Source organism: Peptoniphilus sp. oral taxon 836 str. F0141, from assembly GCF_000179335.1.
Classification (GTDB): domain Bacteria; phylum Bacillota; class Clostridia; order Tissierellales; family Peptoniphilaceae; genus Peptoniphilus_A; species Peptoniphilus_A lacrimalis.
In genome coordinates, this window is sequence record NZ_AEAA01000121.1 from 30,957 (window position 1) to 57,188 (window position 26,232).

Consider the following 26,232-nt stretch of genomic DNA (forward strand, 5'->3'; position numbering starts at 1 on the left):
TTATCTTTCCTCCCCTTTATTTTTATAATTTTCTTTAGCCTTTTCTTTTGCTTTTTGTTTGTACTGACCCTTTCTTTCCTCTTGCTCTTGAAATTTTTTCAGTTGTGCAATTACACTTGGTTTATCTCCCCTCTTAATTGCCTTGTCTATCTCTATAGATAAATCTATTCCATACTCGTCACCCACAATCTTTACTGCATATTTGATATGATCTATCTGCTTAAATTCGTCTTGAACTTTAGCTTTATCTTCAGTTAAGTCTTGTATCTCTTTTTCAAGGCTTGATATTTCTTTCTGCCAATCACTCGACTTTATAGCTGATGTTCCAGTAAATTTTTCTATAGTCTTTCTTGCTTTTTTGTAGTTTTCAATTTCATCTTTATGTGAATTGTAAAATTTATCTTTAAGAAAAGTTTTATCTTTATATTCCTGATATACCGCCTTATTTTCTTTGATGATGTCTGCACAAATAAAGCAACGATTTAACTCCTTTATTCTTTGGGTTTTGCTTTGAATATCTTCACTTATCTTTTTACTTTGCTTTGCCAGTTCAAAAACTTTTTCTTGTAGGTCTGCTATGGTTTGAAGATGATTATCTTTTAGATAGTAGATTGCTTTTACAAATCTCTTTAGGTCTGCATTTCCCTTTTTTATCTGTCCATAGTAGGATAGATTTTTTGTTTTTTCTCCCTGTATTTCGTTGTAGATAGAAATATATTCATAAAGGTTAAAGAGTTCTGCTTTGTTCTCCAGTTCATCTTTCTTGGTCTGTTTATACCCATCGTATTTTGCTTGCAGATTTCCAAGTAAAGAGTCTATCCAAGAAGTGATTTCTTTTATCTTGTTCTTGATAGCTTTTACTAAAGAGTTATGTTTTTTTATTTCTCTGTTGATGTTTCCTTTGTCGGTTTCGATTCCTTTTTTCTCTAAGGCACTGGCACTTGCTCCCATGTGAATGGTTGGGATTTCTTCTATCCCTTGCCTTTTGTAGGAACGATGATCCACTCTCTTTTCTTGATGATTTTTTTCTAAATACTGATTACAAAGTCTTGCAAAATTCTCTCTCCATTTCTCTGCGTTTCCTTTATTGTTCCAGTCTGTCAGCTCTACTTTTCTTGTTTTGTAGTTCCCGCTTTTTAGTTTTATCTTTTCTCCATTTTCATCAATTACATATTCTTTTTTGCTTTTTGCCTGCCACTCTCCTTTTTCATTGATTGGTCTAAGGGTAGTCATAATATGAGCATGTATATTGTTGTTATCTTCACTTGTTCTATCATGGATTGCAAGGTCTGCTATCATTCCTTTTGATACAAAATTTTCCTGTATAAAGTCGGTAATGAGTTTCTTGTTTTCTTCAAAAGATAATTCTTTTGGTAAAGCGATAATGAAGTTTCTTGCAAGCTGTGCGTTGCTTGCTTTCTCATTTAGTTCAACGCTGTTCCATAAGGTAGTTCTATCTTTTAATGCTATGGGGACATTCTCCGGCAAGAAAATTTCTGAATGTAAAAGTCCTTTTTTATTGTGATAGTCATGAACTTCTCCGTCCCATTCATTTTTGATTTTCTCGCAAGAGATATATGCTGCACTTGCAACTGCCGATTTACTTTTTCCTCTGCTTATCATTGAAATATTAAAGTGAAATGTTTCTGCCACTTTTAAACTCCTTTCATTTTTTTATTTGTTTTCAGGTAAAGAAAAAAGCAGACGGGTTATTTTTTGTATCTTTTCCTATCTGCTTTATCCGTATGTTTTTATTAGGTTTTGGATTTTCAAAGACTTGCTAAAATCCCTTAGTTTACTAAGGGCGCAATTATACACCCTAAAGGGTGCTTTGCGTCCTGCGGAGCTTTTTGCCCTTGCAGGGAGCTTCTGAAAAAACTAAGGTCTTTTATTTTATCTACTCTATGTCTGTTTCATCTTCCATATCTTTCCCATTTATCATTTCTTCATAGGCTTGTCTGTATTCTTCTGTGTGAGTAGAGATATTTAACAGTTTTTCTATCTCCTCATTGGTAAATATTAGAGGATTTTTAATGACCCTTTCTACTATCAATCCCCTTTGTATGAGCCTGTGATTTCTTCTTTTTCGTTCCTTTTCATTTGCCAGTTTTTCTAATTTTTTGCCTTGATTTTGTAATTGTTTCAGCTTTACATCGCACTTTTCTCTTTCTTCCTGAAGTTCAGAAATTTGTTCCTGTACTTCCTGTAATGTTTTTTCTTTCTTCATTTTTAATTCCTCCGTTTTGGTATCTGCTTGTTTCCATAAAGAAAGGTTAAGCACCTTTTTTGACACTTAACCTTTCCAAGTTTTTAGATTTTATCTTCTAAAATCTTTCTCAGTTTTTCTAAAATCCTATCCCTCCTCCCACTGATTGCTTGATGTGTAACTTTCTCTCTTCTGCTGATTGACCTTAGACTTTCTTCTTTGTAGAAGATGGCTTCCATTAGTTCTCGTTCTTCTTTTGTAAGAGTATTTAATGCTTTATGAAGTTCTTCAATTCGCATTTTTACTTCTACAATTTTTTCTAAGTCTATCTTTTCATCTATGATGTTATCTACAAAGTGTCCATCATGATCCAGTGCCGAAAATGGTATTACATTATGCTTCCAATCTTTTCTTTGGAGATACTTTTCATGCTCTGTTATCTTCCAATAGGCTTTGTAGACTTCTTCACTTACAGGTACGGCTTTGCCTTTTACATAAAGGTAATATTCTTTCTTTGCCACTTAGTCATCCTCCTTTTTAAGTTCTCTGTTTTGGTTTTGAGAATAAAAAAGGAGGACTTCTACACTTTGGCGTAAAAAGTCCTCTCGGCTTAAAAACTAATGTTTTATATAATTTTCTATTTGGTCGTTTCTGGTAAAGTATTATTGCTATGTGTAAGCAATTCCAAGAATAAAAAAGGATAATTATATCGTTCTGTGAAAACCGAAACTATAAGTTTTGACATAATTATCCCTCCATTATTTTCCCTCCTAAGTAAATTTATTATTAAATCACTCCTGCTTTTTCAAAATGCTTTTTGAGTATCTTTGTTGCAACGAATGCTCCTATGCAAGCAAGAACAAATGTTATCAAGGCAAAGCCTACTGCCCATGAAACTTTGAAATAAGATAATGCTTCATTTATTTGTGCTTCACTCATTTTCCATTTTGATGCTCTTTCCACAAAAGAAGCTGTTCCGAATAAAATCACAGGAATTACTGTCCCTAAAAAATCCGCTAATGCAAATATCCCATATCCAATAATCATTCGTCCCTTGCTCTCATAATTTCCTATAATCAAATCACATATAATTCCACCGATTACAGCAAAGACTGCATGAGGCAAATGTCCTCCTGACAATGCAATTAAACCAAGAAGCGTTCCTGATATTGTAAATACGCCCTTCTTTTTAACTTTCAAAGCCATAAGGATATAAACGGTAGCAGCTACCATAAAGCTAACTCCTGAAGCAATAAATCCTCCAATCACTGTTGTTGCCATAGCAAATGCAACCGCCATGTATATGACAATTCCAATTGCATTAAAGATTCCGATTGTAATAAAATCACGACCATTTAATTTGTTTTTCATAAAAGTCCTCCTAATAAATTTTCTGTATTACTATCACAAGAGCAATCATCAAAGCTCCTAATAGTCCAATCAACAAATCCGTTGTTCTAAACCTCAATTTTGTTAATGTAACCCTGTTCTCATCACTATCAAGTCCTCTAATGAGTGCTGAAGCTGACAGTTCATCTGAAATCTTAATCATTCTCATTAAAAGCGGAACAAGCGTATATTCAATATATTTAATTGGATGTAGCAAGGGGAAAAATCTACTTGTTACGATTCCTCGAATCTTCATATTCTCTTTTAATGCCTTGAGTTCTATTTTTATAGTTGGTACAAACCTAAGCAAAACACTAAAAGGTATACCAATGCTTCTTGGTACTTTCATTCTATTTAATGCTTCAAGCATTTCACTTACACTTGTAGTCTTTGTTATATATCCACCAAACATAGCAATTAAGGTCATCCTTGATGCAAAGTAAATAAACATATATATTGCAAATACGATACTTGCTTCACAAAACTTTCCAAGCCATAACTCTATGCAGTATAAAATCACAAAAAACAAAATAAAGCGTAATGCTCTTTTCCACATACTGCTGTATACATACAGAAAAAAGGCAAAGAGAATCAGTCCGAAAAGTAGAATTGTATCGCTTATAAAAAAGCTCGTAAATCCAACAATTGGAAGTAGAGTAAGTTTTATTCTCGGATCGACTGTTTTTCTATCCATCAAGTTATCTACCTCCTCTCATCTTGTCCAATATGAGAATTTTATTACTTTCACTCATATTCAAAACACTTTCTATTTTTCCATCTCCCATTACCCAGAGCTTACTCACTGTGTTCGCTAAAAACTCAAAATCATGACTTATCACCAAAACTGTTGTTCCATTTTTTAATTGTTCTTCAATTAATTTTGCCACTGAAAGCATTGAGTCTTTATCACAACCTGATGTTGGTTCATCATAGATAAAAACTTTTGCCTGTTTCATCATTCCACAAGCTATTGTGAGTCTTTGTTTTTCTCCTCTTGATAAAGCAAACGGATGCTTATCAATGTATTTATCTAAGCCAAGTACATTCAAAATAGACTTTGCCTTTTGAGTATTTTCTTTTTTATCTTTACTTGAAATACCAAGCAGCATTTCATCAAGTACACTTTCCGAAAACAACTGATAGTCTGAATCTTGAAAGACAAAATATGACATATCCATTAAATCTTTATGATTAAGCGAATTATCTTTCCCCGTCCATATCTTCCCCTCTTTTATCTTCTCAAGTCCTGAAATCACTCTTGCAAAGGTAGTTTTTCCGGTACCATTTAAGCCGATAAGACCAATGGCTATTCCGCACTCCATATTAAAATCAAGATGATTTAAAATGTACTGTTTTTGCTTCTTTCCATCCTTAGCTACATTCGGATAGCAAAATCTCAAGCCTTTTCCGTTTATACTTTCATCATTTAATTGATATGAGTCTTTCTTCTCACTTATCCTATATTCTTCTAATTCAAGAGTTCTTAGTCCATTCTCATCCCAAAACTCCCCTTCAAGATGAATAACTTCTTCCCGACTCAAGTCCAGTGCAATTTCTCCATCTTTCACCAAAAGAAAACGGTCAAATAAAGATTTTACATAGTACAAACGATGTTCAATTAGAACAACTGTTGTTCCTTTTTTCTTTAATTTTTCCAAAATTAAAAATAGGTCAAATGTTGCTTTCATATCCAAATTTGCTGAAGGTTCATCTAAAATTAAAACTTTCGGATTCATCGCATAGATACTTGCAATAGCTATCTTTTGTTTCTGTCCGCTTGATAATTCAAAAACAGATTTTCCTTTCAGTTCCTCAATATCCAGTTCTGCATATACTTCTTCTACTCTCTGTTTTATTTCATCTCTTGATTTGCAAATGGTTTGAAGCCCAAAAGCTATTTCTTCATCTGTCGTTGTCGTAAAAAATTGACTTCTTGGATCTTGAAATACAGTCCCTACAATATGCCCTATTTCATGAAGCGATAATTTGCTTATATCTTTTCCGGACGCAAAGGCTTCCCCTTTCATTTTGCCTTTGTAATAATGTGGAATAAGACCATTCATCACACTTCCAAGAGTACTTTTACCACTTCCACTTTTCCCTGAAATTAAAACAAATTCACCTTTTCTAATTTCAAGATTGACATTTTTTAAAGCAGTTCGTCCATCTTCCCATTCATAATAAACATTTTTTAGCAAAATCATGGTTATACCTCATACTGAGCTTTCCATAATTTTGTGTAGTAACCATTTTTTGCAAGAAGTTCGCCATGCTTTCCTTTTTCAAGTAAATTTCCTTTTTGAAATACGAGAATTTGGTCAGCTTTTTGAATTGTTTTTAAATGATGAGCCACTACAAGTACAGTTCTATTCTTTGCAAGTTCTGTAATAGCATCCTGTATCAAAGATTCGTTTACAGGATCAACATTACTTGTCATTTCATCAAGAATTAAAATCGGTGCATCTTTTAGAAAAGCTCTTGCAATAGATATTCTTTGTCTTTGTCCACCTGATAAAATTCCTCCATTTTCGCCAATATCAGTTTCATAACCTTTTGGTAAGCTCATAATGAAATCATGTATCCTTGCCTTCTTTGCAGCTTTAATGATTTCCTCTTTTGTAGCTCCTTTTTTACCTACTCTAATATTTTCTTCAATCGTGTTATCGAATAGTTGAACATTTTGCATGACAATACTGATACGATCCAAAAGCTCATCATAAGGAATATCCCTTATATCAGTTCCTCCGAGTGTAATTTTCCCTTTATGCACATCATAAAATCTTAGAAGTAAGTTTGTTATAGTAGTCTTTCCACTACCTGATTCTCCAACTAAGGCTGTCATTGTTTTTTCAGCAATAGAAAAACTCAATTTTTCCATTTTAAATTCATCTTTTTCATAGGAAAAATCTATGTTTTCAAAAGCTATATCATTATCTTTCGGAACAATTCCATTCACTTTATCCGGGATTACATCTGCATATAAAATTCTTGAAAGTCTTTCGTAACTATCTACCGCCGAAACATAGTACATATAGTGTTGTTCCATAGAAGCGAACGGCTTATAAAACTCTTTTGAAATTACCGCAAAGATAATAAAATTAAGCACATCGAGATTTCCCTTTATAACAAGTATTGCTCCTGCAATTAAAAGAACTAAATATCCAATATCCAGTAAAAAACCAAATATAGATAACTGTTTTGCCTTGAATCTTGAAGCTGCTTTACTTGTTTCTCCGAACTTTTTCGTTTTGTTCATAAGCTCATTATCTAAGCTCTTATTGTTTGAAAAACTCTTTAGTACAGGTATTCCTCTAACATATTCAACAAATAAGCTAACCATATCAAGAAGTGCTGAGTTGTTCTGATTTTCTATTTTTTCAGATTGCTTAATTGTCAGATATAGAAAGATAAGTGCAATCGGAACAGATACAGCCATAATAATAGCAAGTTTGAAATCAATACTTGCAAGACCAACAAATACGACTGCACCTATCAAAAAATCACCAAACATTCTTGACCACATGTGTCCTACAACAAGGGACATATTATCAACATCTTTGTGTAAAATTGTATTGATCTCGCCCAGTCTTTCGTTGGTATAAAATCCTAAGCTGAATTTTTTTAATTTGATAATCATGCGTTCTCTGATTTGCTGAACAATATCAAAACCTGCACTATGCTTTTTCATATCTGCAACCATATTACAAATACCTTTGAACACTACAAGTAATCCAATCGCAATAAAATATTTATATAGACTTGCTAAGCTCGTTCCATCGAATATTTGGAACAGTATAGAAAATACGATCACAATCATAGCTATGGAGCTTAGTCCATAAAGGGCAAAGAATACACTCGATATAATCAAATCTCTCTTGCCAGTTTTTGTAAGTAGTTTTAACATTTCTCTAAACATTTTCTGTTACCACCTCTTTCAAATTCCATCTATCTACCTTGTTCTGTGCTTCAACCATATCCTTATAAAAATCACATCTTTTCATCAGCTCTTCATGGCTTCCTGCATCAAGAACAACACCCTTATCCATAACAATAATTTGGTCTGAATCTCTAATCGTATTTAGATGATGAGCAATTGTAATGATGGTTTTATCCTTGCTTAAATCGTCAATTGCTTCGCCGATAAGTCTTTCATTTTCACTATCAACAGCCGCCATTGCTTCATCTAATATTAAAATCGGTGCATTTTTCAGTATCATTCTTGCTATAGAGATTCTTTGTTTTTCTCCACCGGATAACTTAACTCCCATTTCACCTACTCGTGTTTCATATCCATTTGGCAATGCTGAAATAAAATTATGGCATCTTGCTTTTTTAGCAGCTTCTATGACTTCTTCTTTTGTTGCATTTAGTTTTCCAATTGCTATATTTTCAAAAATACTTAAGTCAAAAAGGATAACTTCTTGTTGCACACTACCAATCAGCATTGAGATATTTTCTTGACTATATTCTTTTATATCTTTTCCATTTATCAGTATTTGTCCTTCATCTGCATCCCAAAATCCCATAAGCAAATTAGATACCGTACTCTTTCCACAACCGCTTGCTCCTACAAAGGCGTTCAAACTATTTTTCTTAAAATTCAAATTGATATTTTTAAGCTCAAAGCTATCTTTTCCGTATGCAAAATTCACATCTTTAAATTCTATGTTTCCAAATTCTAAACCTTGTTCTGTCTTTTTGTTTGGAAGTGGAACTGTTAATACTTTCCCTATCGCCTTTAACGCTTCCTTAAACACAATAGAAAAATGTTGCAATGTAGCTGTCTTACTTATAGAAGCAGTAAAAGCAGACGATAAAATAATGGCAAGGATAAAATTAGGCGTTGTAATATTTCCATGATAAAGAAATATGCTTCCCAAAATCATGACAATAACCACTCCAATTTCCATAAATATGTCAATGAGTCCCATTGGAATTGTAACCATCCCCATGCTCTTTTTAACCCAGTAAATATATTCTCTTGCCGTTTTTAATGTTCTTTCACTAATTTCCTCTTCTTTAGCAAAAGCCTTAATCACAGAAATATTTTTTACATATTCCATTAGCTCTTCTCTCATTCTGTTTTCATGATTGAAGTAAATCGCAAAGTTTTTATCCATTGTTTTCTGTGAAAGAACTTTTACCAAATACATGAGTGGAACTCCGGCAATCATCCCAAGAGCAAGACGCCAATCCACAAAAATCATAGCTACAAAAATAATGGTAGGCAGAAGTGTAACTGACATTATTTCAGGGAGACCATGAGCAAGATATACTTCCACTTGTTCTACATCATGTTGGACAATGTTGGTAAGCTCTCCTGTATTATGTTCTTTAAAGAATCCCAAACTTAGTTTTTCCAGATGACCGATAATATCTAACCTAAGTTCTGTTAATTTTTCGTATGCTTTCTCATGGGCAACCTTTGTTGCAAAATAATAAAACACTCCTTTTAATACAAACGATATAAAGATTCCCAAAAATATATACTTTAAATTACCTTCGTTAATATTGTTTGTAATTAAAGAACTAATCAAATATACGAGTAAGATTTGTGGTATCAAATCAAATACTATTTTTAAAGCAAGAAGTGAATTGGATAAACCGTTTTTCCCAATCACTTTTTTTCTTAATTCTTTTTCCGGCATGAACAACTCTCCTTTCAAAATTGAATAATATTGAATTTTAATTCAGTATTAAGGTTTAAATTAAGACTTTGCTGATTACGCAAAGTCTATTTTTTTGTGCTGATTATAGGGATTCCACTCCCTTGTAATAACACCTTGCAATAAGTTTTAGCATATCTTTTGCCCACTTTTCACTTTGATAATGCCTTGCTATTTCAAGAAGTCCCTCTGTAAAGTTACTGGCTAAAATATGGGCAAGCATTGGATCATATTCCTGTTTCGATTGTCTTTTTAAACTTACTTCAATATGAACCTGCATTTGTGATATGAGTTTTTGTTTTGCTTCTGTATGCTTTGTACCTGAGCTTTTATCCATTAAAATAATTAACTTCTTACGATCTTTTAAAAGTTCATGAATATAATTTTCTCCAACCTCATCAAACCTTTCAGAAGCAGAACCTTTTTCCAAAGATTCTTCCTCATTAAAAGCTGACTCGAAGTTTATATAAACAGAACTTACTACTGCATCAAACAAAACTTCCTTATTTTTGAAATAGGTATAAATGAGTGCCACAGGAATATCTGCTTCTTTTGCAATTTCTGTTAATTTGGCACCTCTATAATCCTTTTTATAAAATACTTTTTCTGCTGCTTCGAGTATTCTATTTCTAACTTCTTCTTTTAATACTTGTGCCATAGCACACCTCTTTCTATTCCAATACTGAATATATATTTAATAATAAATCAAAATTCAATATTTGTCAAGATAGGTTTAAATATTTGTTTTTATATACTCACTCACCGGTATCCCCACTCTTTTCAAAACCTTTATTTTCTCCTGTTTCTTCTGTTCTCTCCTTGCCTTATATTTATCTTCATACTCTTTCTGTTTTCCGCTTGCTTTTCGTTTCAGGTAATTTTGATGTAGCTTGTCTTTTCTTTTCTTTATTTTTCTTTCTTCTTCCTCAAGTTTTTGTTTTTCTTCATCACTTAACTCCGCCTGTGGCAGTTCATAATTGCCTATGAAATTAAAGTAAATTTCTATCTTTTGCTTTGATGTCTGACTTCCTTTTCTATCTCTTTCATGTACGACAATCTTTTCTACAAACTCATTTATCATTGTGGTTGTAAGTTCATCAAAGTTTTCATAACGACTGATAAGAGATATAAATTTTTTAGCTCTGTCTGTTTCTTTTTCATATCTTGATACCTGCTGCTCCAAATCCTTAATTTCTTTACTTAAAGTTATCTGCTCCGTTTCATATTGGTTATTTAGTATTTCATATCTGCTATTTGGTATTTTGTTAAGGATCATATCTTCATAGATACGACACATCAGTCTTTCTAATTCCTGTAATCTTCCTTTGCTGTCAATAAGCCTTGTGCGTTTCTTTTCTATCTCTATTTTTTCCTTTTCTTCCATTTCATTTTGAATGGAACGGATAAAGGCTTCATTATCTTCATTAAGGTATTTTTTAATATCTTTTAGTGTTTCCCTAATAAGGTTTAAGACCGCTTCTGCTTTTATTCTGTGTGCTGATGGACAAAGTGTGCCACAAGGTGTTTTGGTATAGGCACTGCAAGTGTAATAGGGAATATTCTTATAATTGCTTGTTCTATGAACATACATCTTGCTCCCACAATCTGCACAATGCATTAGTCCTGTGAGTGGGTGATATTCTCCCCAACCGTCAGGATACCTTTTTACATTTCCTCTTATCCTTTGCACATTATCAAAGGTTTCTTGGTCTATGATTGGCTCGTGTGTATTTTCAAAAATAAGCCAGTTATCCTCGGATACATATTTGCTTTTTTTGTCCTTGAAGTGCTTTCTTGTTTTGAAATTGACTGTATGCCCCAAGTATTCCTGTTTCTTTAAAATGCTTGCTATTGTTGAGCTGCACCAACGATAGGGATGTTCAAAGTTTTTGCTTTGATATAGTCCATAGCCTAATTTCTGTTGATGATAGGCGGGTATATCTACTTTTTCACTCTCCAATATCTTTGCTATTCGATACGGACCATTGCCTTGCATGGTCAGGTTAAATATTCGCCTTACTATCTCTGCTGCTTTTTCATCTACTATCCATTTGTTTTTATCTTTTTCATCTTTGATATAGCCATAAGGCGGTGTGCTTGCAGTATGTTTCCCACTTTCGCCTTTTGACCTGAAAGTCGATTGTATTTTTCTTGATGTATCTCTTGCATACCATTCATTCATGATATTTCTAAAGGGAGTAAAATCATCTTCTCTGTAAAAACTATCTACATTATCATTGATAGCGATTAGTCTTACGCCCTTTTGTCTTAGTATCTCCATACATTGACCGACTTTGAGATAATCTCTGCCAAGTCTGCTCATATCTTTTACAATGATACAACCAATATTTCCTTGATTGACTCCGTTCATCATTGCCATAAATCCCGGTCTGTCAAACTGTGTTCCGCTGATTCCGTCATCTGTAAAGTGAATAATGTTTGACAGGTTATTTTTGCTTGCGTATTCTTCCAATATTTTTTTCTGATTGATGATAGAGTTACTTTCTCCTTGCAGTTCATCATCACGACTTAATCTCTCATAGAGTGCTGTTATCTTTTCAAAATTCCTCATTTTTACCCCCTTTCTCTTAATTTTTCAATAAAAAAAGAATTAAGAAGTACATATTTCACTAAAATAGTGATTAAGTGTTCTCCTTAATTCTATTACTCCTGCTGCCAGTTTATATTTCTTATATTGCTTAACTGCAAAATGACTTGGATCTTTCTTTTCAAGAGCTTCAAAGAGCCTATCAATTGGGTTCATATAGGTTTCGTCATCTTCTCTGACTTCACTTGCGTCAATCATATCCAAAAGTGTCTTAAAGTTCTTTTCTTCTTCTGGTGCTTCATAATAGATATAACCGATGAGGGCAGTGTAATATAACTTTTCAGCCTTTACCCAAAAATCTTCTCCTGCCTTTTCTCCATCTCCCTTGGTGTTGGCGATAATTGTTTGGACAAGTTTTAAAATATCTTTTTCACTTCTCAAGTATGCAAAGGGATTGTATTTCATAGATTTTTTAAAGTTTATTGTGTTTAAAATCTTTATGTCATATCCATTTTCATATAGCATTTTTCCACACTCTAACACAAGTGTACCTTTAGGGTCTGTTACTACATAGGAAGAGTGCATTTGCATTAGATTTGGCTTTACATAAAATCTTGTCTTACCTGATCCAGAACCTCCTATTACTAATACATTTTTATTTCTAGCATATTTAGGGTTTTTAGGTCTTGAGTTCATTGTAAGTCTTTCAGTATTAGTTATAAGAACATTGTTTTCAAACTTAGGGTCAATATATGGAGCAATATCCTTGCTTTCTCCCCATCTTGCAGATCCATATTCCTTGCCTTGCCTATATTTCTTTTTATTTTTACCTTTACTATAAACAATTAACTTTACAAGACCAGCAACTGAAATACCTACTAACAAGTCCCTTGGATTAATACTTGGTATATAGGATAAAGTTCCTATATCAGAAATTCCCACCATTATTCTATCAATAATATCTCCTCCTACATAAGAATTGATGTGCTTAGAAAAAATATTTCCAATATAGAAGAATGATAGATAGGGAATGTTTGATAATATAAATTTCTTTGGGTTGTCTATTTTAATTAGGTTTTTAATATCAGAAAGAATGGCTTCCAATATCTTATTCATGGTAGAAACCTTCACTATCTAATAAAATTAGTAGGTAGTGTCTTCCCTTTGGTGTTATCAATGTTTGTATGCCTACAAGTGTGCCTAGTGGATCAACCCATTCCTTGACTTCAAAATATCCCTTGTTCTTATCTGCATAAGGTAATAGCTTCTTTTTCTTATCTCTATAAATTAATCCCTTATCCATTAGAAAACTTATAAACTGATTTTGTGGTATTCCTAACTCTTTGGCAGTATTTCTAAAGTTTGTAAGTAGGTTATAATCTACTAATTTATCATAATAATCTGCCTTTGGTCTTAATTCTTCAATTTCTTCTTCTCTTTCGGCAATAATTCTATTGGCTACAAGAATTGCATCTGCAAGTAGATCTTCATTAGTTTTCTTTTCTTGCCCTAATATATATCCTCCATTCTTTCTAATACTTGGTAAGACTTCTCTAGTTACCCAAGCTTTGAATATTTTTGCTTGTGGTAGTTTTGATGAGAGGATAAGTGAATACAATCCTGATTCGTTAATTATTGAAATATTCTGTATTCCTCCAGGGGTGTTCCATTTCGTTACACCCTTATCTTCTTCATCTACATGGTCATAAACAGCTTTTCTTGGATTGACATATCCTAGCATAGTTGCTACTTCATTTGCTATAAAGAAAAACTCACCGTCTTTTTCTATAACAGTGAGTTTCCCAAAATTTTTATTTTCAAATGTTTTTAGATTACTTATCATAAGCTTTGCTCCTTATGTTTATTTTTAACTTTATCTTTACTAATGGTGTCCTTAGCCATATCTTTAAACTTATTTATAGTCTTCGTTATTGAATCTTTTCTATCGGCCTTTCTTTCAGAAGCCTTAACTGCTTTTTTAAAGGCGTGTTCCATTACTTTTATATCCTTAGATTGAAAAAACACAGAGTGGTTACCAGTTTCCTTATCTTTCATAACAGAAAACTTCACTCCGTGTTTATTTAAAATTTTCTTTAGTTCTTTTAACTCAGGATCTTTTAGATTAATTTCTTCTAACTGTCCCTTTTTAACCATATCTTTTAGTTTTACTTCTTCTCCGTTATTTTTTATTACATTTTTCAAACCTCCTTGTTCTTCTATTTGCTTGTGTACTTTCTTTAAGGCATCAAGAATTGCTTTACTTGTTGCTTTTGCAAGTCTTACTTCAAGATTAAGACTTGACCTTGATACTTCTTCATTAATCATCTATTCCACCTCCATATAAAAGTAACTCTTTGTATTTTCTTAACTTCTCTTGATGGATTTTTCTTCTAAAATCTTCTCCCGTAACTTTAACTGGTATTGTCATTTCAAGTATTCTTGAATATATTCTCTGATACTCAAGGTCAATGTCTGGATTTTGAATAATTTCCAATGATAAGTTTGTAGTAAAAATTGTCGGCCTACCCTTTAAGTATCTTGAGTTTATAATGTTATATACTTGTTCTCTTGCATAAGATGTATCCCTTTCAATTCCAAGGTCATCTAAAATTAACAACGAAATGTTTGATAGGTTATCTATAATTTCATTTGAATCTAGCTTAAATGCAGATTTTTGTATTTGATTTATAACCTGAGATAAATTCATAATCTTAACTTTAACTTGTTCTCTTTCAATTAATTCATTTGCAATAGAACAAGCAAGGTAAGTTTTTCCACTGCCAACATCTCCATAAAATAAAAGTCCAACATTGTCTTCCTTCATTTGTTCAAAACTTTTAGCATAATTGTAAGCAACCTTGAAAGCTTGACCTTTTTCATTTAAGTATTTCTCAAAAGTATATTGGTGTTGGAGCGGCGATGAGAAGCAATCTCTTTTCAATGATGATATTTTCATCAGTCTTTCTCTTTCTTCATTTGCCTTATCTCTTTTTATTTCACATTCGCATTTAATTCTGGGAATAAACTTTGTAAAGCCAAGGTCAAGTAATTCTCCATCGACTCTTTTACCGCATACCTTGCAATAGATATGCCCATTTCTTTCAATATCATTTTCTCTTAATACAAAATCTTTTAAACTTGTCATAAACTCTCTCCTATATCATAATTCATTTTTCTTGTTGACTTGTCATTAACGTTTTTTGCCTGATCATTAAGATACCAATTAATTATCGTTGCCTTGTGGTCTTGATATTCTCTGTTATTTGCTTTCATATATGACGATAATCTATCAATGTATTCATTAATTCTACTTCCTAACTCATTTGTTAAGTCCTTATATTCTTCATCAGTCAAAAATATATTTTTATATATTCCATAAGGTTTTTGCCCTTTACTAAAATCATTATTTCTTAACTCATTATTACTAATATTGTTATAGTTACCTTCCGATTTTCGAAAATCTTGACTTTCGATATTCGAATCTCTTGAATTTCGATTATCGAACTTCTGGAATTTTGTTTTTCGAACTTCTTGATTTTTTAATTCCATATTATTAAATATGCTCATAAAGTCTTTAACATAAATTCTGTTAGGCTTTCCCAGTCCTTGTCTTTTCTTTTCAATCAGTCCTATCCCTGATTTAATATCAAGTTCAGCTATTAATTTATTTGCTTTTTCACTTGCACAATTAAATTGATCTTTTATACTTTCAATTGTGTAATAAATAAAGACTTTTCCGTCTTCATCTATCCAGCCATTTTTATATGAAAGACCCATTCGATTAAGCATATATGAATACAAAACTTTAGCTTCAATAGAAATGCTCTCAAAAATTTCATCTTCCATTAATACCATAGGCAACCTAATGAAGTTATACATTTCAGATTGCCTATTATAAAAATAATCAAAATTCATTCCTACCTCCTTTCTTTGAAATAAAAAAAGACGACAGAATTATTGCTTTCTATCGTCTACGGTTGTCTTATATTTATTTTTCTTCAAATTGATTTTATTGTATAGTTTAATAATTCTAATAATCCAATAACATATATACCTAATTTAGGTAATCCAAATGGACTAAATAAAAATGCTAATATTAGTGCTTCAATTACAATTTGCTTGTCTCCTTGAAAAATGCTAGCTATTCCAATTATAAAAATCAAAGTAGAAACTACGCTTAACAACGCAGTACTCAAACTTAATATGAAGGTTAAAAAAGCTATGAGCAAACTCAACACTAATCTTATCGGTAATAAAATTATTCTAATTATCCATCTCATACATACTCCTAAAAATTAAACTGGGATTCATAACAAACCCCAGTTTCATAATTAGCGTGTCCTTTAATATAATTTTGATCCTGCTGGAATATTATCATCCAGCATTATTAAGTTAAGTTTTTCTTCACCGTCATACTCACAAATTGCAGATATAATCATACCTTCTGAGTCGATTCCCATCATCTTACGAGGAGGAAGATTACAAATTGCAAGTAGTGTCTTTCCAATTAAGCTCTCTGCGCTGTAATATTCCTTAATACCAGATAAAATAACTCTTTCTTTTTCAGAACCATCATCTAATGTAAATTTCAAAAGTTTTTTTGACTTAGGAACTTCTTCGCAGTATTTAACCTTTACAACTCTAAAATCAGATTTTGAGAAAGTTTCAAAGTCTACCATATCTTCAAATAATGGTTCAACTTTCACTTTTGAAAGGTCAATTTCTTCTGTCGTAAGTTTGTCGTAAGTTTCGTAAGTTTCTTTTGAAAAACCCCCATTTTCTGCCTTTTCTAAGCCTATTGGCTTCATTGTTGGGAATAATATTATATCTCTTATGCTTGGTTGATCAGTTAATAACATTATCATTCTATCGACACCAATTCCCAAACCACCTGTTGGAGGAAGACCAACTTCTATTGCATTAATAAAGTCGCTATCCATTGGATGAGCTTCTTCATCTCCCTTTTCATGTTCACGAACTTGGGCTTCAAATCTTTCTCTTTGGTCTATTGGATCATTAAGTTCTGAAAAAGCATTAGCAAATTCCCATGTATTAATAAAGGCTTCAAATCTTCTTGTAAGTCTTGTGTCTTTTGGATCCTTTTTAGCAAGTGGTGAAATATCTACTGGATGACCAGTTATAAATGTTGGTTGAACTAATTTTTCTTCACAGAATGTTTCAAAAAATTCTGATAAGATTTTACCCCAGCTTGATCCTTCTTCGACTTCTACGCCTTTTTCTTTTGCAAGTTGTTGAGCTTGTTCATCCGTTTGTACCTTGTCAAAATCTACCCCTGCATATTCTTTAACAGCTTCAATCATTGACATTCTTCTCCATGGTGCTTTTAAAGAAATTTCTGTGCCTTGGTAAGTTATTTTATCTGTTCCTAAGACTTTTTGAGCTGCGTATTCAAAAATATTTTCTGTTATAGCCATCATTTCATCCATGTCAACATAAGCTTGATAAAGTTCTATGTTAGTAAATTCAGGATTATGTCTAGTGTCCATTCCTTCGTTTCTAAACATTTTTCCCATTTCATAAACCTTATCAAAACCACCAACAATTAATCTTTTTAAAAATAGTTCATTGGCTATTCTAAGTTGCATATCAATATCAAGAGTATTGTGATGAGTTAAGAATGGTCTAGCATTAGCTCCACCAGCTACTGTACCAAGGATTGGTGTTTCAACTTCAATAAATCCTTTATCATCAAGGTATTGCCTTATCGCTTTTATAATCTTAGTTCTCTTTAAAAATACTTCTTTAATTTCCGGATTAACTATTAAATCTACATACCTTTGTCTGTATCTTAAGTCTGGGTCCTTAAGTCCGTGGAATTTTTCCGGTAAAATTTGAAGAGATTTAGAAAGAAGATCAAGTTTTTCTGCATTAACTGTAACTTCTCCAGCTTCAGTTTTGAAAACTTTACCCTTAACTCCAATTATATCTCCCATATCAAGACCCTTAACGTCTTCATAATTTTCAAGAAGGATATCTTTTCTAGCAAAAACTTGAATACGTCCCTTGTAATCTTGTAAGTCCAAAAAACAAATTTTGCCGTGTCTTCTTTTACTCATCACACGACCAGCGATACAAACATCTTTCCCATCAAATTCTTCAAAATTATCTTGAATATCTTTTGAATAGGAGTCTACATCATATTTTTCAAAAATAAAGGGATCTTTATTTTCTTTTCTCAATTCTTCAAGTTTTTGTCTTCTCATAACAAGAATTTCATTTAGATTATCTTTATTTGTATTTTTCATAGTTCCTCCTAAAAACTAATGGCACAAACTTTATACTTTATAATTCCGTCAGGGATTTCTATTTCAGTTATATCTCCAACTTTTAATCCTATAAGTCCAGCACCAACTGGAGATTCATTAGAAATCTTTCCTGATAATGGGTCTGCTTCGGCAGATCCAACTATGGTATATTCATCTTCATCTCCTGAATCTAAATCTTTAACCACAACAGTTGAACCAACATTAACCATATCGTGGTTTAAATCTTTTTCATCAATAACTTTGGCATTTCTTGCCATCATTTCAAGTTTTGCTATTCTTTCTTCAACGTAAGCTTGTTCATTTTTAGCTTCATCGTATTCGGAATTTTCGGACAAGTCACCATATCCTAAAGCAACTTTAATTCTTTCAGCAACTTCTTTTCTTCTGACAGTTTTTAAGTATTCGATTTCATTTTCGATTTTTTCCAAACCTTCAGGAGTAAAAAATATATCTTTATCCACTAATATCTCTCCTCTATTGTATAAAAAATAAGGCGCTAAACGCCTATCAGTCAATTTAATGTAATTAATTATAGTAAATGTAGCCCTAAAAGTCAAGAATCTTTTAAATTATCGCATTTGTTCCCTATATTCTTCTAAAATTTTTACGACATTTGTATAATCATTTTCAACGTTTAATTTATTCCTAATTTCTTTAGAATTTTTTAAATTTTTTAAATAATAAGCATAAGTTTTTCTCATATTTAGGATTGCCTGTCTTTGTCCCTTATAATTAACTTCCAAATATAAATGCCTTAATAATATATCAATCCTCTGATTAAAATTTAATTCTTCATATTTTTCACCCTTTAAAGCTTTTTTAATTTGTGAAAAAATTAAAGGATTTTCAATTGCACCCCTACCTATTGCTATACCATCAACATCATATTTTTTTATTTTATATAAAGCATCTTCAACAGTTAAAATATCCCCATTACCTATAAGAGGTATAGTTAAGAATTTTTTGATCTTAATTAAATATTGCCAATCACTTTTATTTTTATAATATTCTTCTCTTGAGCGTGGATGAACAGTAACTGCAAAGGCTCCTGCATCTTGGGCGGCTCTAATTATATCAAGAGATAGGGTGTTATCGAAAGATTTTCTAGTCTTTATACTAATCTTCTTGTTTGAATTTTTAACTGCACCCTTAACCAATTCATAAACTAGGTTTGGATTTTTTATCAAGGCTGATCCGCAACCATTTTTTACAATTTTAGGAGCTGGACAGCCCATATTAATATCTATATAAGAAAAATCAAAATCATTTAATAAATATGAAGCTTTAGAAATAGATTCGACATCAGAGGCGAAAATCTGAACACCTGTATTTTTTTCTCCAGGAAATTTTTTTAGAAGTTCAAGAGTTTTTCTGTCATTAAAACACAAGGCCTTTGCAGAAACCATTTCTGTAACTGCATGGTCTAGTCCATTTTCATAGATTAATTGTCTAAAGGCTCTATCTGTATATCCTGCCATTGGAGCCATGAAAAATTTAATCAAAGTATCACCTAATTATTCATATCGTATATAATTTTTAAACCTTCCAAAGTTAAATCTCTATTTATAATTATATTATACTTAGAATCTGAACATAAAAGATTAGAAAAACCACCAGTAGCAATTATTGAAACTTCATCATTTCTCCAATTTTTATTTTCTAAAATTTTTTCTATAATTCCATCAAGCATAGTTGTATAACCATAATAAAGACCTGACTGTATTGCACCTACTGTATTTGGTGATATTAAAACTTCAGGCTTAATAATTTCTATCTTGGGTAGTTTGGAAGTTCTTTGGAAAAGAGCTTCTGATGATATTCCTATACCTGGAAGAATCATTCCACCAAGATAATTTTTATCTTCATCTATTATACAAAAAGTCATTGCAGTTCCAATATCAATAATAATTGCGGGTATTTTATAGAGTTTAATAACCGCAACAGCATTTACTATCCTATCAGCTCCTACTTCCTTTGGATTATCATAATTAATATTAAGTCCTAATTTAAGCTCTGAGCTGACGAAAGTCGGCTTTTTGTTGAAGAACTTAATAGACATTGAGGATAAGGTATGGGTTAAGTTTGGCACTACTGATGAAATTATTACATCATATATGACAGATGGGTCTATATTTGAATGAGTTAATGAATTCATGAAAATCAATCCATATTCATCGCTAGTTCTTATCTTATCAGTTGAAATTCTGAAATCATGAACTAACTCATTATCTTTATAAACTCCATATACAATTGTGGTATTTCCTACATCAATTACTAATAACATTTTTATCACCTTCAAAATTTTATATTAATTAATACCCCAAAAAGTAAAATCAAATTATTTAAGTTAACTCTATTGACATTTAGGTAAACATTAAATACAATAATTCAGGGAGGTATTTATGAGAATTAAAACAAAAGACTTAACTAAAACAGCACTTTTGGCAGCACTTATTGCCATAGGAGCCTTTATCAGTATTCCTATTGGACCCATACCCTTCACTTTACAAAACTTTTTTGTTTTTATGGCAGGCTTATTACTTTTACCTGAATATGCAGCCTTAAGTGTATTATCCTATGTCCTACTAGGACTTGTTGGTTTACCAATATTTTCCGGATTTAAAGGAGGTATAAATTACATATTCTCACCTACTTTTGGATTTTTAATAGCCTTTATAATAGGTGCCTTTGTAATTTCTAAACTAGCTCACGGAAAAACAAAATTTACAGAAATTTTAATAGCTCTTATTATTGGAGAAGTTATTTTTTATGCAATTGGTCTTCCTTACATGTATGTCATTCTTACAAAAGTGGTAGGAACTCCAATGACCGCATCTAAAGTATTTACAGTTGGGATGATTCCTTTCTTAATTCCCGACTTAGGAAAAGCTGTTATTGCAGCTTTAATTGCTCCAAAGATTAGAAGAGCTTTATAAAATACTTATACTTTATACTTCATTGACTGCTTATGCAGTCTTTTTTTATTCTTATTTATTATATCAAAACTTTTAATAACTACAATTTTTAATTATATATTTTTTACAAATCATGTTATAATATTTGACAAGGAGGTTATCTATGAATAAAAACCGTAATAATAAACCTCACGGAATAATAAAATTATCAAGTATTTTTAAAATTTTACTTCTATTAATTCTCGCAGTTATTATCTTTGTAGGAACAATAGTTACAACCCTTGTTTTAGGTATTTTTAAAAAATCACCAGAAATTGACCCTACAAATTATAGGACTATAATGGCTGAAACATCGAGAATTTATTCTGATGATGACCAGCTAATACAAACTTTGGTCGACGATGAATTCAGTGAGTTCGTACCTATGGATAAATTCCCCAAATATTTATCCAATGCCTTTGTGGCAATTGAAGATGAAAGATTTTACGAGCATAATGCTGTTGATTTTAGAAGAGTTTTAGGGGCTTTAGTCCATGATATAAAAACAAGGTCCATGGAGCAAGGTGCCTCAACAATAACAATGCAGCTTGCTAAGAATCTATACACATCTTCTTCTAAAAGTATTCCAAGAAAATTAACAGATATTTATTATGCTTATCAAATTGAAGCTAATCTTACAAAACCACAAATCTTGGAAGCCTACCTAAATTGTGCATCTTTTTCTAAAGGTACTATTGGAGTTGGAGCTGCTGCTCATTCTTTTTTCGATAAGGATGTTTCGGACTTATCTTTGGCAGAATGTGCCCTGCTAGCTGGGGTTACTAATAGACCAGAAGAATTCACTCCTTATAATTATGCTGAAATTCAAGCAGAGGATGACCCTGAAAATGTTCAGGTAGTTTTAAGACCTAATGTTAATTCCAACTATGAAAATCCAGAAAATTTAATTAATTTTTCTGAAAAGTTAATGGAACTTGGAAAAATTGATAGTTTTGATTTGATTCAAATTAAAAACAATACCTATATTCCATATAAGGCAGTATTTAATCCTAATGCCAAAACAAGGCAAGCTCGTGTTTTGAAAAAAATGTTTGAGCAAAAGCTCATTACTGAAGATGATTATAACAAAGCTTTAAATGAAGATATAACAATAAAAATTGGAAAAAGACGTGAATATGGAATTTCTTCCTTCTACACTGATTTAGTTCAAAAAGAAGTTAAGGGAATACTTTTAAAACTTGGTTATAGTGACGAGGAAGCGCACAACAAGCTATTCAATGGAGGTCTTAAAATTTATACCCCCATGAATATGGAAATTCAAAAAATATTAGAAGAAACCGTTGCTGACCCACAATATTATAGAGGTTCATTCACAGATAAATCTGGTGTAGTCCAACCTCAAGTAGCCTGTGTTATTATTGACCAAAAAACTCATGAAGTTAAAGCTCTAGTTGGCGGTCGTGGAGTCGGTGGTGGCCAACTATTAAATAGGGCGACAGTAAAAAGACAGCCTGGTTCTTCTATCAAGCCAATTTCAGTTTACCTTACAGCTTTTAATAATGGTACTACTGCTGGTGATGTATTTTTAGATTCACCAATACCTAAAAGTGCTGGCTTCAATAACCCACCGAGAAATAATGCAAATTCTTATCGTGGATGGACAACAGTTAGAAACTTAGTAATAAGATCCTCTAACGTTGGTGCTTTCCAAGTATTAAGAGATATTTCTGTAGATAAGAATTCAAAAAGTAATAAGTTTTCAACTTATCCTAAAGTATATAATGATGAAGAATCAATAAATAAAGTAGTAGATACTCTTGAAAGTATTGGAATAACATCTATAGTTAAACCAGACCCATCTAAACCAAACACTATACTGACAAATGATATGAGTTTCTCTCCACTTGCACTTGGTGGTATGACTCATGGAATAAGCCCCTTACAAATGGCTGGAGCATATACAACTCTTGCTGATGAGGGTAAATATTCGAAACCTATTTTAATTAGCAAGATTCTTTCTAATAATGGCGACACTATTTACAAGGCTGACGTTGATGAAAAGGAAATTACTTCAAAGCAAAATGCTTATATTTTAACTGATATTTTAAAAGATGTTGTAAAAAGAGGTACTGGTAGAAATGCAAGTTTCAGAGGAATGCCAGTAGCCGGAAAAACAGGTACAACTACTGATAAAAGAGATGTTTGGTTCTGTGGTTATACTCCTTACTACACAGCTTCTGTTTGGATTGGATGTGACAAAAATCAAACCTTGCATTTTGGTTCTGATAGAGCTGCTTACCTATGGAAGGAAATAATGAAAAAAGTTCATGAAGGTCTTGATGATAAAGATTTTGAGGAACCTGACGGAATTTATACAAAATATGTAAATGGCAGAAGAGAACTTTTCGCAGATGGAACAGAACCTCACTACACAAGCAAGTTGTATTGGGATGATAATGATGATGACGAAGAATCACAAAAGCCTAAAAAGAAAAAATCAGACAACAATAATAACAACATTGATAAAAAGAATGAAAATTCAAACGATGAAAATTCTCATAAGAAAAGAAAGAGAAGAAAATCTGATAACAATAATAATGTAAATTCAAACTCTAATAATAAAGATAAGAAGAATTAATACTTTTTAAAGACTCATGAAAATCTAAACTTTCATGAGTCTTTATTTACAATAATTTATGTATACTTGAGCTTAATAGTGTTATTATAATCCCAGCAAAAAAATTACCTAAGATTATAACTAATAAAGACTTTTTTGTGTTTAAGTTAAATAGACCTGCTAACAAAGACCCAGACCAAACTCCTGTTCCCGGTAAAGGTATCATAACAAAAATAAATAAGCCTAATATACCTGAATTCTTTATTTTACTCCCCTTTATCCTAATCCTAGTTTCTAATTTTTTTATATAGATACTAAATTTATCCTTCTTTTTAATTTTTTTGATGATTTTGTTTACAAAAAAAATAATAAAAGGTGAAGGTATTATTGATCCTAAGAATGCAAAGGTAAAACTTGTTATATATTTCAAATTTAATGATATACCAAAAGGTATTGCCCCTTTCAATTCCAAATATGGAAGCATTGCCAAAACCATTACGGCAAGTTCTCTTGGTAAATACATCTCAATTATTTGGGCTAATGAATCAAACATTAATATTTTCTCACTTTCATTAGAGTTTTTTAAATTATATCACATAAAAATTAATTTTCTATAAAGAAAACCCCAACTGATGTTGAGGCATTCAAAAATTAAATATTTATTTATCTTCTAATGGACTGTCTTTTTCTTGAAAAGTATCTTTATCGAGTGCTGAATCTTGAAGAATACTTTCTTCTTGTTGGTCTTCTTGTTTTTTTACAATTTCTTTATTTTTTTCATCATCTGCATAGAAAATTTCTAAGAATTCCTTTCTGTAGACAGTTTCTTTTTCTAATAAAGCGTTAGAAAGTCTTAATAACTTAGGCATATTTTCTTTCAATATATTTCTACATTTTATATATGCTTCATTAATAATTCTTGCTACTTCTTCATCAATTTCAGCTGCAGTCCTTTCTGAATAAGGTCTTTCACGGCCTAAATCTCTGCCAACAAATATTTCATTGTCACCTGAGTCATAATTAATTGTACCAAGTCTATCACTCATACCATATGTCGTAACCATAGACCTCGCTATTTGTGTAGCTCTTTGTATGTCATTAGATGCTCCAGTAGAAATATCATCTAAAACTAAAGATTCTGCCACACGTCCGCCTAATAATGATACGATTTGTGACTCCATCATACCCTTAGTTACGAAGGAAGCATCATCCTCAGGAGCATATGCTGTAAATCCTCCAGCTTGTCCTCTAGGAATTATAGTAATCATATGAACTGGATGCTCTTCTGGTAAAAATTGTGACACTATAGCATGACCTGATTCATGAACAGCTGTCAATTTTCTTTCCTTATCTGAAACTACTCTTGATTTTTTAGCTGGTCCCGCTTGAACTTTTATAGAAGCTTCGTTAACATCTTCCATTGTTATTCTTGCGTTGCCATTTCTAGCAGCAAGTAAAGCTGATTCATTCATAAGATTTTCCAAATCTGCTGGGGTAAATCCAGGTGTTCTCCTTGCAATAAGTCTTAAATCAACATCTTCTGCAAGCTTTTTACCTTTAGAATGAACTTTCAAAACTGCTTCACGAGCACGAATATCAGGCTTACCAACATAAACCATCCTATCAAATCTACCTGGTCTTAATAGTGCAGGGTCAAGTATATCCTGCCTATTTGTTGCTGCCATTACAATAACGCCCTCGTTAGTTCCAAATCCATCCATTTCTACTAATAATTGGTTAAGGGTTTGTTCCCTTTCGTCATGACCTCCGCCAAGTCCAGCACCACGTCTACGACCTACAGCATCAATCTCATCTATGAAAATTATGCAAGGTGCATTTTTCTTAGCAGCTTCAAATAAATCACGAACTCTCGATGCACCAACACCTACAAACATTTCTACGAAATCTGAACCACTCATTATAAAAAATGGAACTCCAGCTTCTCCTGCTACTGCACGAGAAAGATAAGTTTTACCAGTTCCTGGAGGACCTACAAGTAAAACACCCTTAGGTATTCTTGCCCCCATTTCAGTAAATCTTTTTGGATTCTTCAGAAAATCAACAATTTCTCCAAGTTCTTCTTTTTCTTCAACTAAACCTGCAACATCCTTAAAGGTAATCAATTTTTTTGAATCTTTATTGATTAACTTAGCTTTAGATTTTCCAAATGATGACATCTTACCTCCACCACTATTTTGTTGCATAATCCTATACCAAATAAATATCAGTGCACCTATCATCAAAAATGATGGGATGAGGTCAAAATAAAAAGGTGTTACTTTTTTAGGTTGCAGATTATATTTAATTTCACCCTTAGAAACCTTATCGGAAATATATGAATTAAAAAGGTCTTGTGAGGCTGAATCAGGTAAAAGTGTTATAAATCTTGTGTCATCTTTCAATTTAACATGAGCTATAGTATTAGTACCTTCTTCCATGGTAATAGATACAACATTATTATTTTTTAATTCTTGTACAAACTCAGTAACACTTTTTTCCTCAACAGTTTGTTCAGGTGGTCTAAAATATCTAATTGTAGCAAATAATAAAATGATTAGGACAATATAAAATATTGTTCCCCCCATTCTTTTTTTCAAAATATAT

At 32.0% G+C, this 26,232-nt stretch carries 23 protein-coding genes and 1 pseudogene; 2 read left to right on the forward strand and 22 right to left on the reverse strand.

Annotation, left to right across the window (positions count from 1 at the left end; genetic code table 11):
- The 20 genes and pseudogenes from mobQ to HMPREF9131_RS06510 form a co-directional block, all read right to left on the reverse strand.
- Entirely contained in the window at positions 1 to 1,653 is a 1,653-nt protein-coding gene (gene mobQ, locus HMPREF9131_RS06415; protein WP_000852176.1) for a MobQ family relaxase, read from the reverse strand.
- A gap of 244 nt (positions 1,654 to 1,897) precedes the next feature.
- Entirely contained in the window at positions 1,898 to 2,227 is a 330-nt protein-coding gene (locus HMPREF9131_RS06420) for a DUF3847 domain-containing protein (protein WP_009346081.1), read from the reverse strand.
- 83 nt (positions 2,228 to 2,310) lie between these two features.
- Entirely contained in the window at positions 2,311 to 2,727 is a 417-nt protein-coding gene (locus tag HMPREF9131_RS06425; protein WP_001074477.1) for a sigma-70 family RNA polymerase sigma factor, read from the reverse strand.
- Between the two features lie 265 nt (positions 2,728 to 2,992).
- Positions 2,993 to 3,577, reverse strand: coding sequence for an MptD family putative ECF transporter S component (locus tag HMPREF9131_RS06430; RefSeq protein ID WP_000791747.1), 585 nt, complete (start codon positions 3,575 to 3,577; stop codon positions 2,993 to 2,995).
- 10 nt (positions 3,578 to 3,587) lie between these two features.
- The gene (locus HMPREF9131_RS06435) at positions 3,588 to 4,292 is read right to left on the reverse strand and encodes an energy-coupling factor transporter transmembrane component T (RefSeq protein WP_025194627.1); all 705 of its coding nucleotides are present in this window, start codon (positions 4,290 to 4,292) and stop codon (positions 3,588 to 3,590) included.
- 1 nt (position 4,293) lies between these two features.
- Positions 4,294 to 5,799, reverse strand: a complete 1,506-nt coding sequence (locus HMPREF9131_RS06440) for an ABC transporter ATP-binding protein (protein WP_000601969.1) — start codon at positions 5,797 to 5,799, stop codon at positions 4,294 to 4,296.
- Positions 5,800 to 5,801: 2 nt separating this feature from the next.
- Positions 5,802 to 7,511, reverse strand: a complete 1,710-nt coding sequence (locus HMPREF9131_RS06445; RefSeq protein ID WP_000488165.1) for an ABC transporter ATP-binding protein — start codon at positions 7,509 to 7,511, stop codon at positions 5,802 to 5,804.
- Complete coding sequence (locus HMPREF9131_RS06450) at positions 7,504 to 9,243, reverse strand: ABC transporter ATP-binding protein (protein ID WP_009346073.1); 1,740 nt, start codon at positions 9,241 to 9,243, stop codon at positions 7,504 to 7,506. Before HMPREF9131_RS06450 ends, HMPREF9131_RS06445 begins: the two co-directional genes overlap by 8 nt.
- Positions 9,244 to 9,346: 103 nt before the next feature.
- The gene (locus HMPREF9131_RS06455) at positions 9,347 to 9,919 is read right to left on the reverse strand and encodes a TetR/AcrR family transcriptional regulator (RefSeq protein ID WP_000079886.1); all 573 of its coding nucleotides are present in this window, start codon (positions 9,917 to 9,919) and stop codon (positions 9,347 to 9,349) included.
- A gap of 75 nt (positions 9,920 to 9,994) precedes the next feature.
- Positions 9,995 to 11,833, reverse strand: a complete 1,839-nt coding sequence (locus tag HMPREF9131_RS06460; protein ID WP_001243446.1) for a recombinase family protein — start codon at positions 11,831 to 11,833, stop codon at positions 9,995 to 9,997.
- A 96-nt stretch (positions 11,834 to 11,929) separates the two neighbouring features.
- Positions 11,930 to 12,925: pseudogene (locus tag HMPREF9131_RS06465) on the reverse strand (type IV secretory system conjugative DNA transfer family protein); the annotation flags it as partial.
- A complete protein-coding gene (locus HMPREF9131_RS06470) occupies positions 12,918 to 13,652 on the reverse strand; it encodes a phage antirepressor Ant (protein ID WP_009346082.1) in 735 nt (244 codons plus the stop codon). The gene HMPREF9131_RS06470 and the pseudogene HMPREF9131_RS06465, both read right to left, overlap by 8 nt.
- Positions 13,649 to 14,134: a PcfB family protein gene (locus HMPREF9131_RS06475; RefSeq protein WP_000606600.1), complete on the reverse strand. Its 486-nt coding sequence runs from the start codon at positions 14,132 to 14,134 to the stop codon at positions 13,649 to 13,651. Before HMPREF9131_RS06475 ends, HMPREF9131_RS06470 begins: the two co-directional genes overlap by 4 nt.
- Positions 14,127 to 14,954 (reverse strand): ATP-binding protein, encoded by an 828-nt coding sequence (locus HMPREF9131_RS06480; protein ID WP_009346055.1) that lies wholly within the window; start codon positions 14,952 to 14,954, stop codon positions 14,127 to 14,129. The genes HMPREF9131_RS06475 and HMPREF9131_RS06480 overlap by 8 nt, the downstream gene beginning before the upstream one ends.
- Positions 14,951 to 15,724 carry a replication initiator protein A gene (locus HMPREF9131_RS06485; protein WP_009346095.1) on the reverse strand — a complete coding sequence of 258 codons (774 nt, stop codon included), beginning with the start codon at positions 15,722 to 15,724 and terminating at the stop codon, positions 14,951 to 14,953. Before HMPREF9131_RS06485 ends, HMPREF9131_RS06480 begins: the two co-directional genes overlap by 4 nt.
- Positions 15,725 to 15,807: 83 nt before the next feature.
- A complete protein-coding gene (locus tag HMPREF9131_RS06490; protein WP_001267200.1) occupies positions 15,808 to 16,089 on the reverse strand; it encodes a CD1845 family protein in 282 nt (93 codons plus the stop codon).
- 63 nt (positions 16,090 to 16,152) lie between these two features.
- Positions 16,153 to 18,075, reverse strand: a complete 1,923-nt coding sequence (lysS, locus tag HMPREF9131_RS06495) for a lysine--tRNA ligase (protein ID WP_009346086.1) — start codon at positions 18,073 to 18,075, stop codon at positions 16,153 to 16,155.
- Positions 18,076 to 18,083: 8 nt separating this feature from the next.
- Positions 18,084 to 18,557: a transcription elongation factor GreA gene (gene greA, locus HMPREF9131_RS06500; RefSeq protein ID WP_009346032.1), complete on the reverse strand. Its 474-nt coding sequence runs from the start codon at positions 18,555 to 18,557 to the stop codon at positions 18,084 to 18,086.
- Between the two features lie 108 nt (positions 18,558 to 18,665).
- Positions 18,666 to 19,598, reverse strand: a complete 933-nt coding sequence (locus HMPREF9131_RS06505; protein WP_009346063.1) for a tRNA-dihydrouridine synthase — start codon at positions 19,596 to 19,598, stop codon at positions 18,666 to 18,668.
- An 8-nt stretch (positions 19,599 to 19,606) separates the two neighbouring features.
- On the reverse strand, positions 19,607 to 20,380 hold the full coding sequence (locus HMPREF9131_RS06510) for a type III pantothenate kinase (RefSeq protein ID WP_009346074.1): 774 nt from the start codon (positions 20,378 to 20,380) through the stop codon (positions 19,607 to 19,609).
- Positions 20,381 to 20,498: 118 nt separating this feature from the next.
- On the opposite strand from HMPREF9131_RS06510, the gene HMPREF9131_RS06515 reads away from it, so the two are divergent.
- Positions 20,499 to 21,032 carry a biotin transporter BioY gene (locus HMPREF9131_RS06515; RefSeq protein ID WP_004824806.1) on the forward strand — a complete coding sequence of 178 codons (534 nt, stop codon included), beginning with the start codon at positions 20,499 to 20,501 and terminating at the stop codon, positions 21,030 to 21,032.
- Positions 21,033 to 21,174: 142 nt separating this feature from the next.
- The gene (locus tag HMPREF9131_RS06520; RefSeq protein WP_009346038.1) at positions 21,175 to 23,649 is read left to right on the forward strand and encodes a transglycosylase domain-containing protein; all 2,475 of its coding nucleotides are present in this window, start codon (positions 21,175 to 21,177) and stop codon (positions 23,647 to 23,649) included.
- A gap of 46 nt (positions 23,650 to 23,695) precedes the next feature.
- On the opposite strand, the gene HMPREF9131_RS06525 is transcribed toward HMPREF9131_RS06520, so the two are convergent.
- Both HMPREF9131_RS06525 and ftsH read right to left on the reverse strand, forming a co-directional pair.
- Positions 23,696 to 24,181, reverse strand: coding sequence for a small multi-drug export protein (locus tag HMPREF9131_RS06525; RefSeq protein WP_009346041.1), 486 nt, complete (start codon positions 24,179 to 24,181; stop codon positions 23,696 to 23,698).
- Positions 24,182 to 24,287: 106 nt separating this feature from the next.
- A complete protein-coding gene (gene ftsH / locus HMPREF9131_RS06530; protein WP_004824814.1) occupies positions 24,288 to 26,225 on the reverse strand; it encodes an ATP-dependent zinc metalloprotease FtsH in 1,938 nt (645 codons plus the stop codon).
- Positions 26,226 to 26,232: the final 7 nt, after the last annotated feature.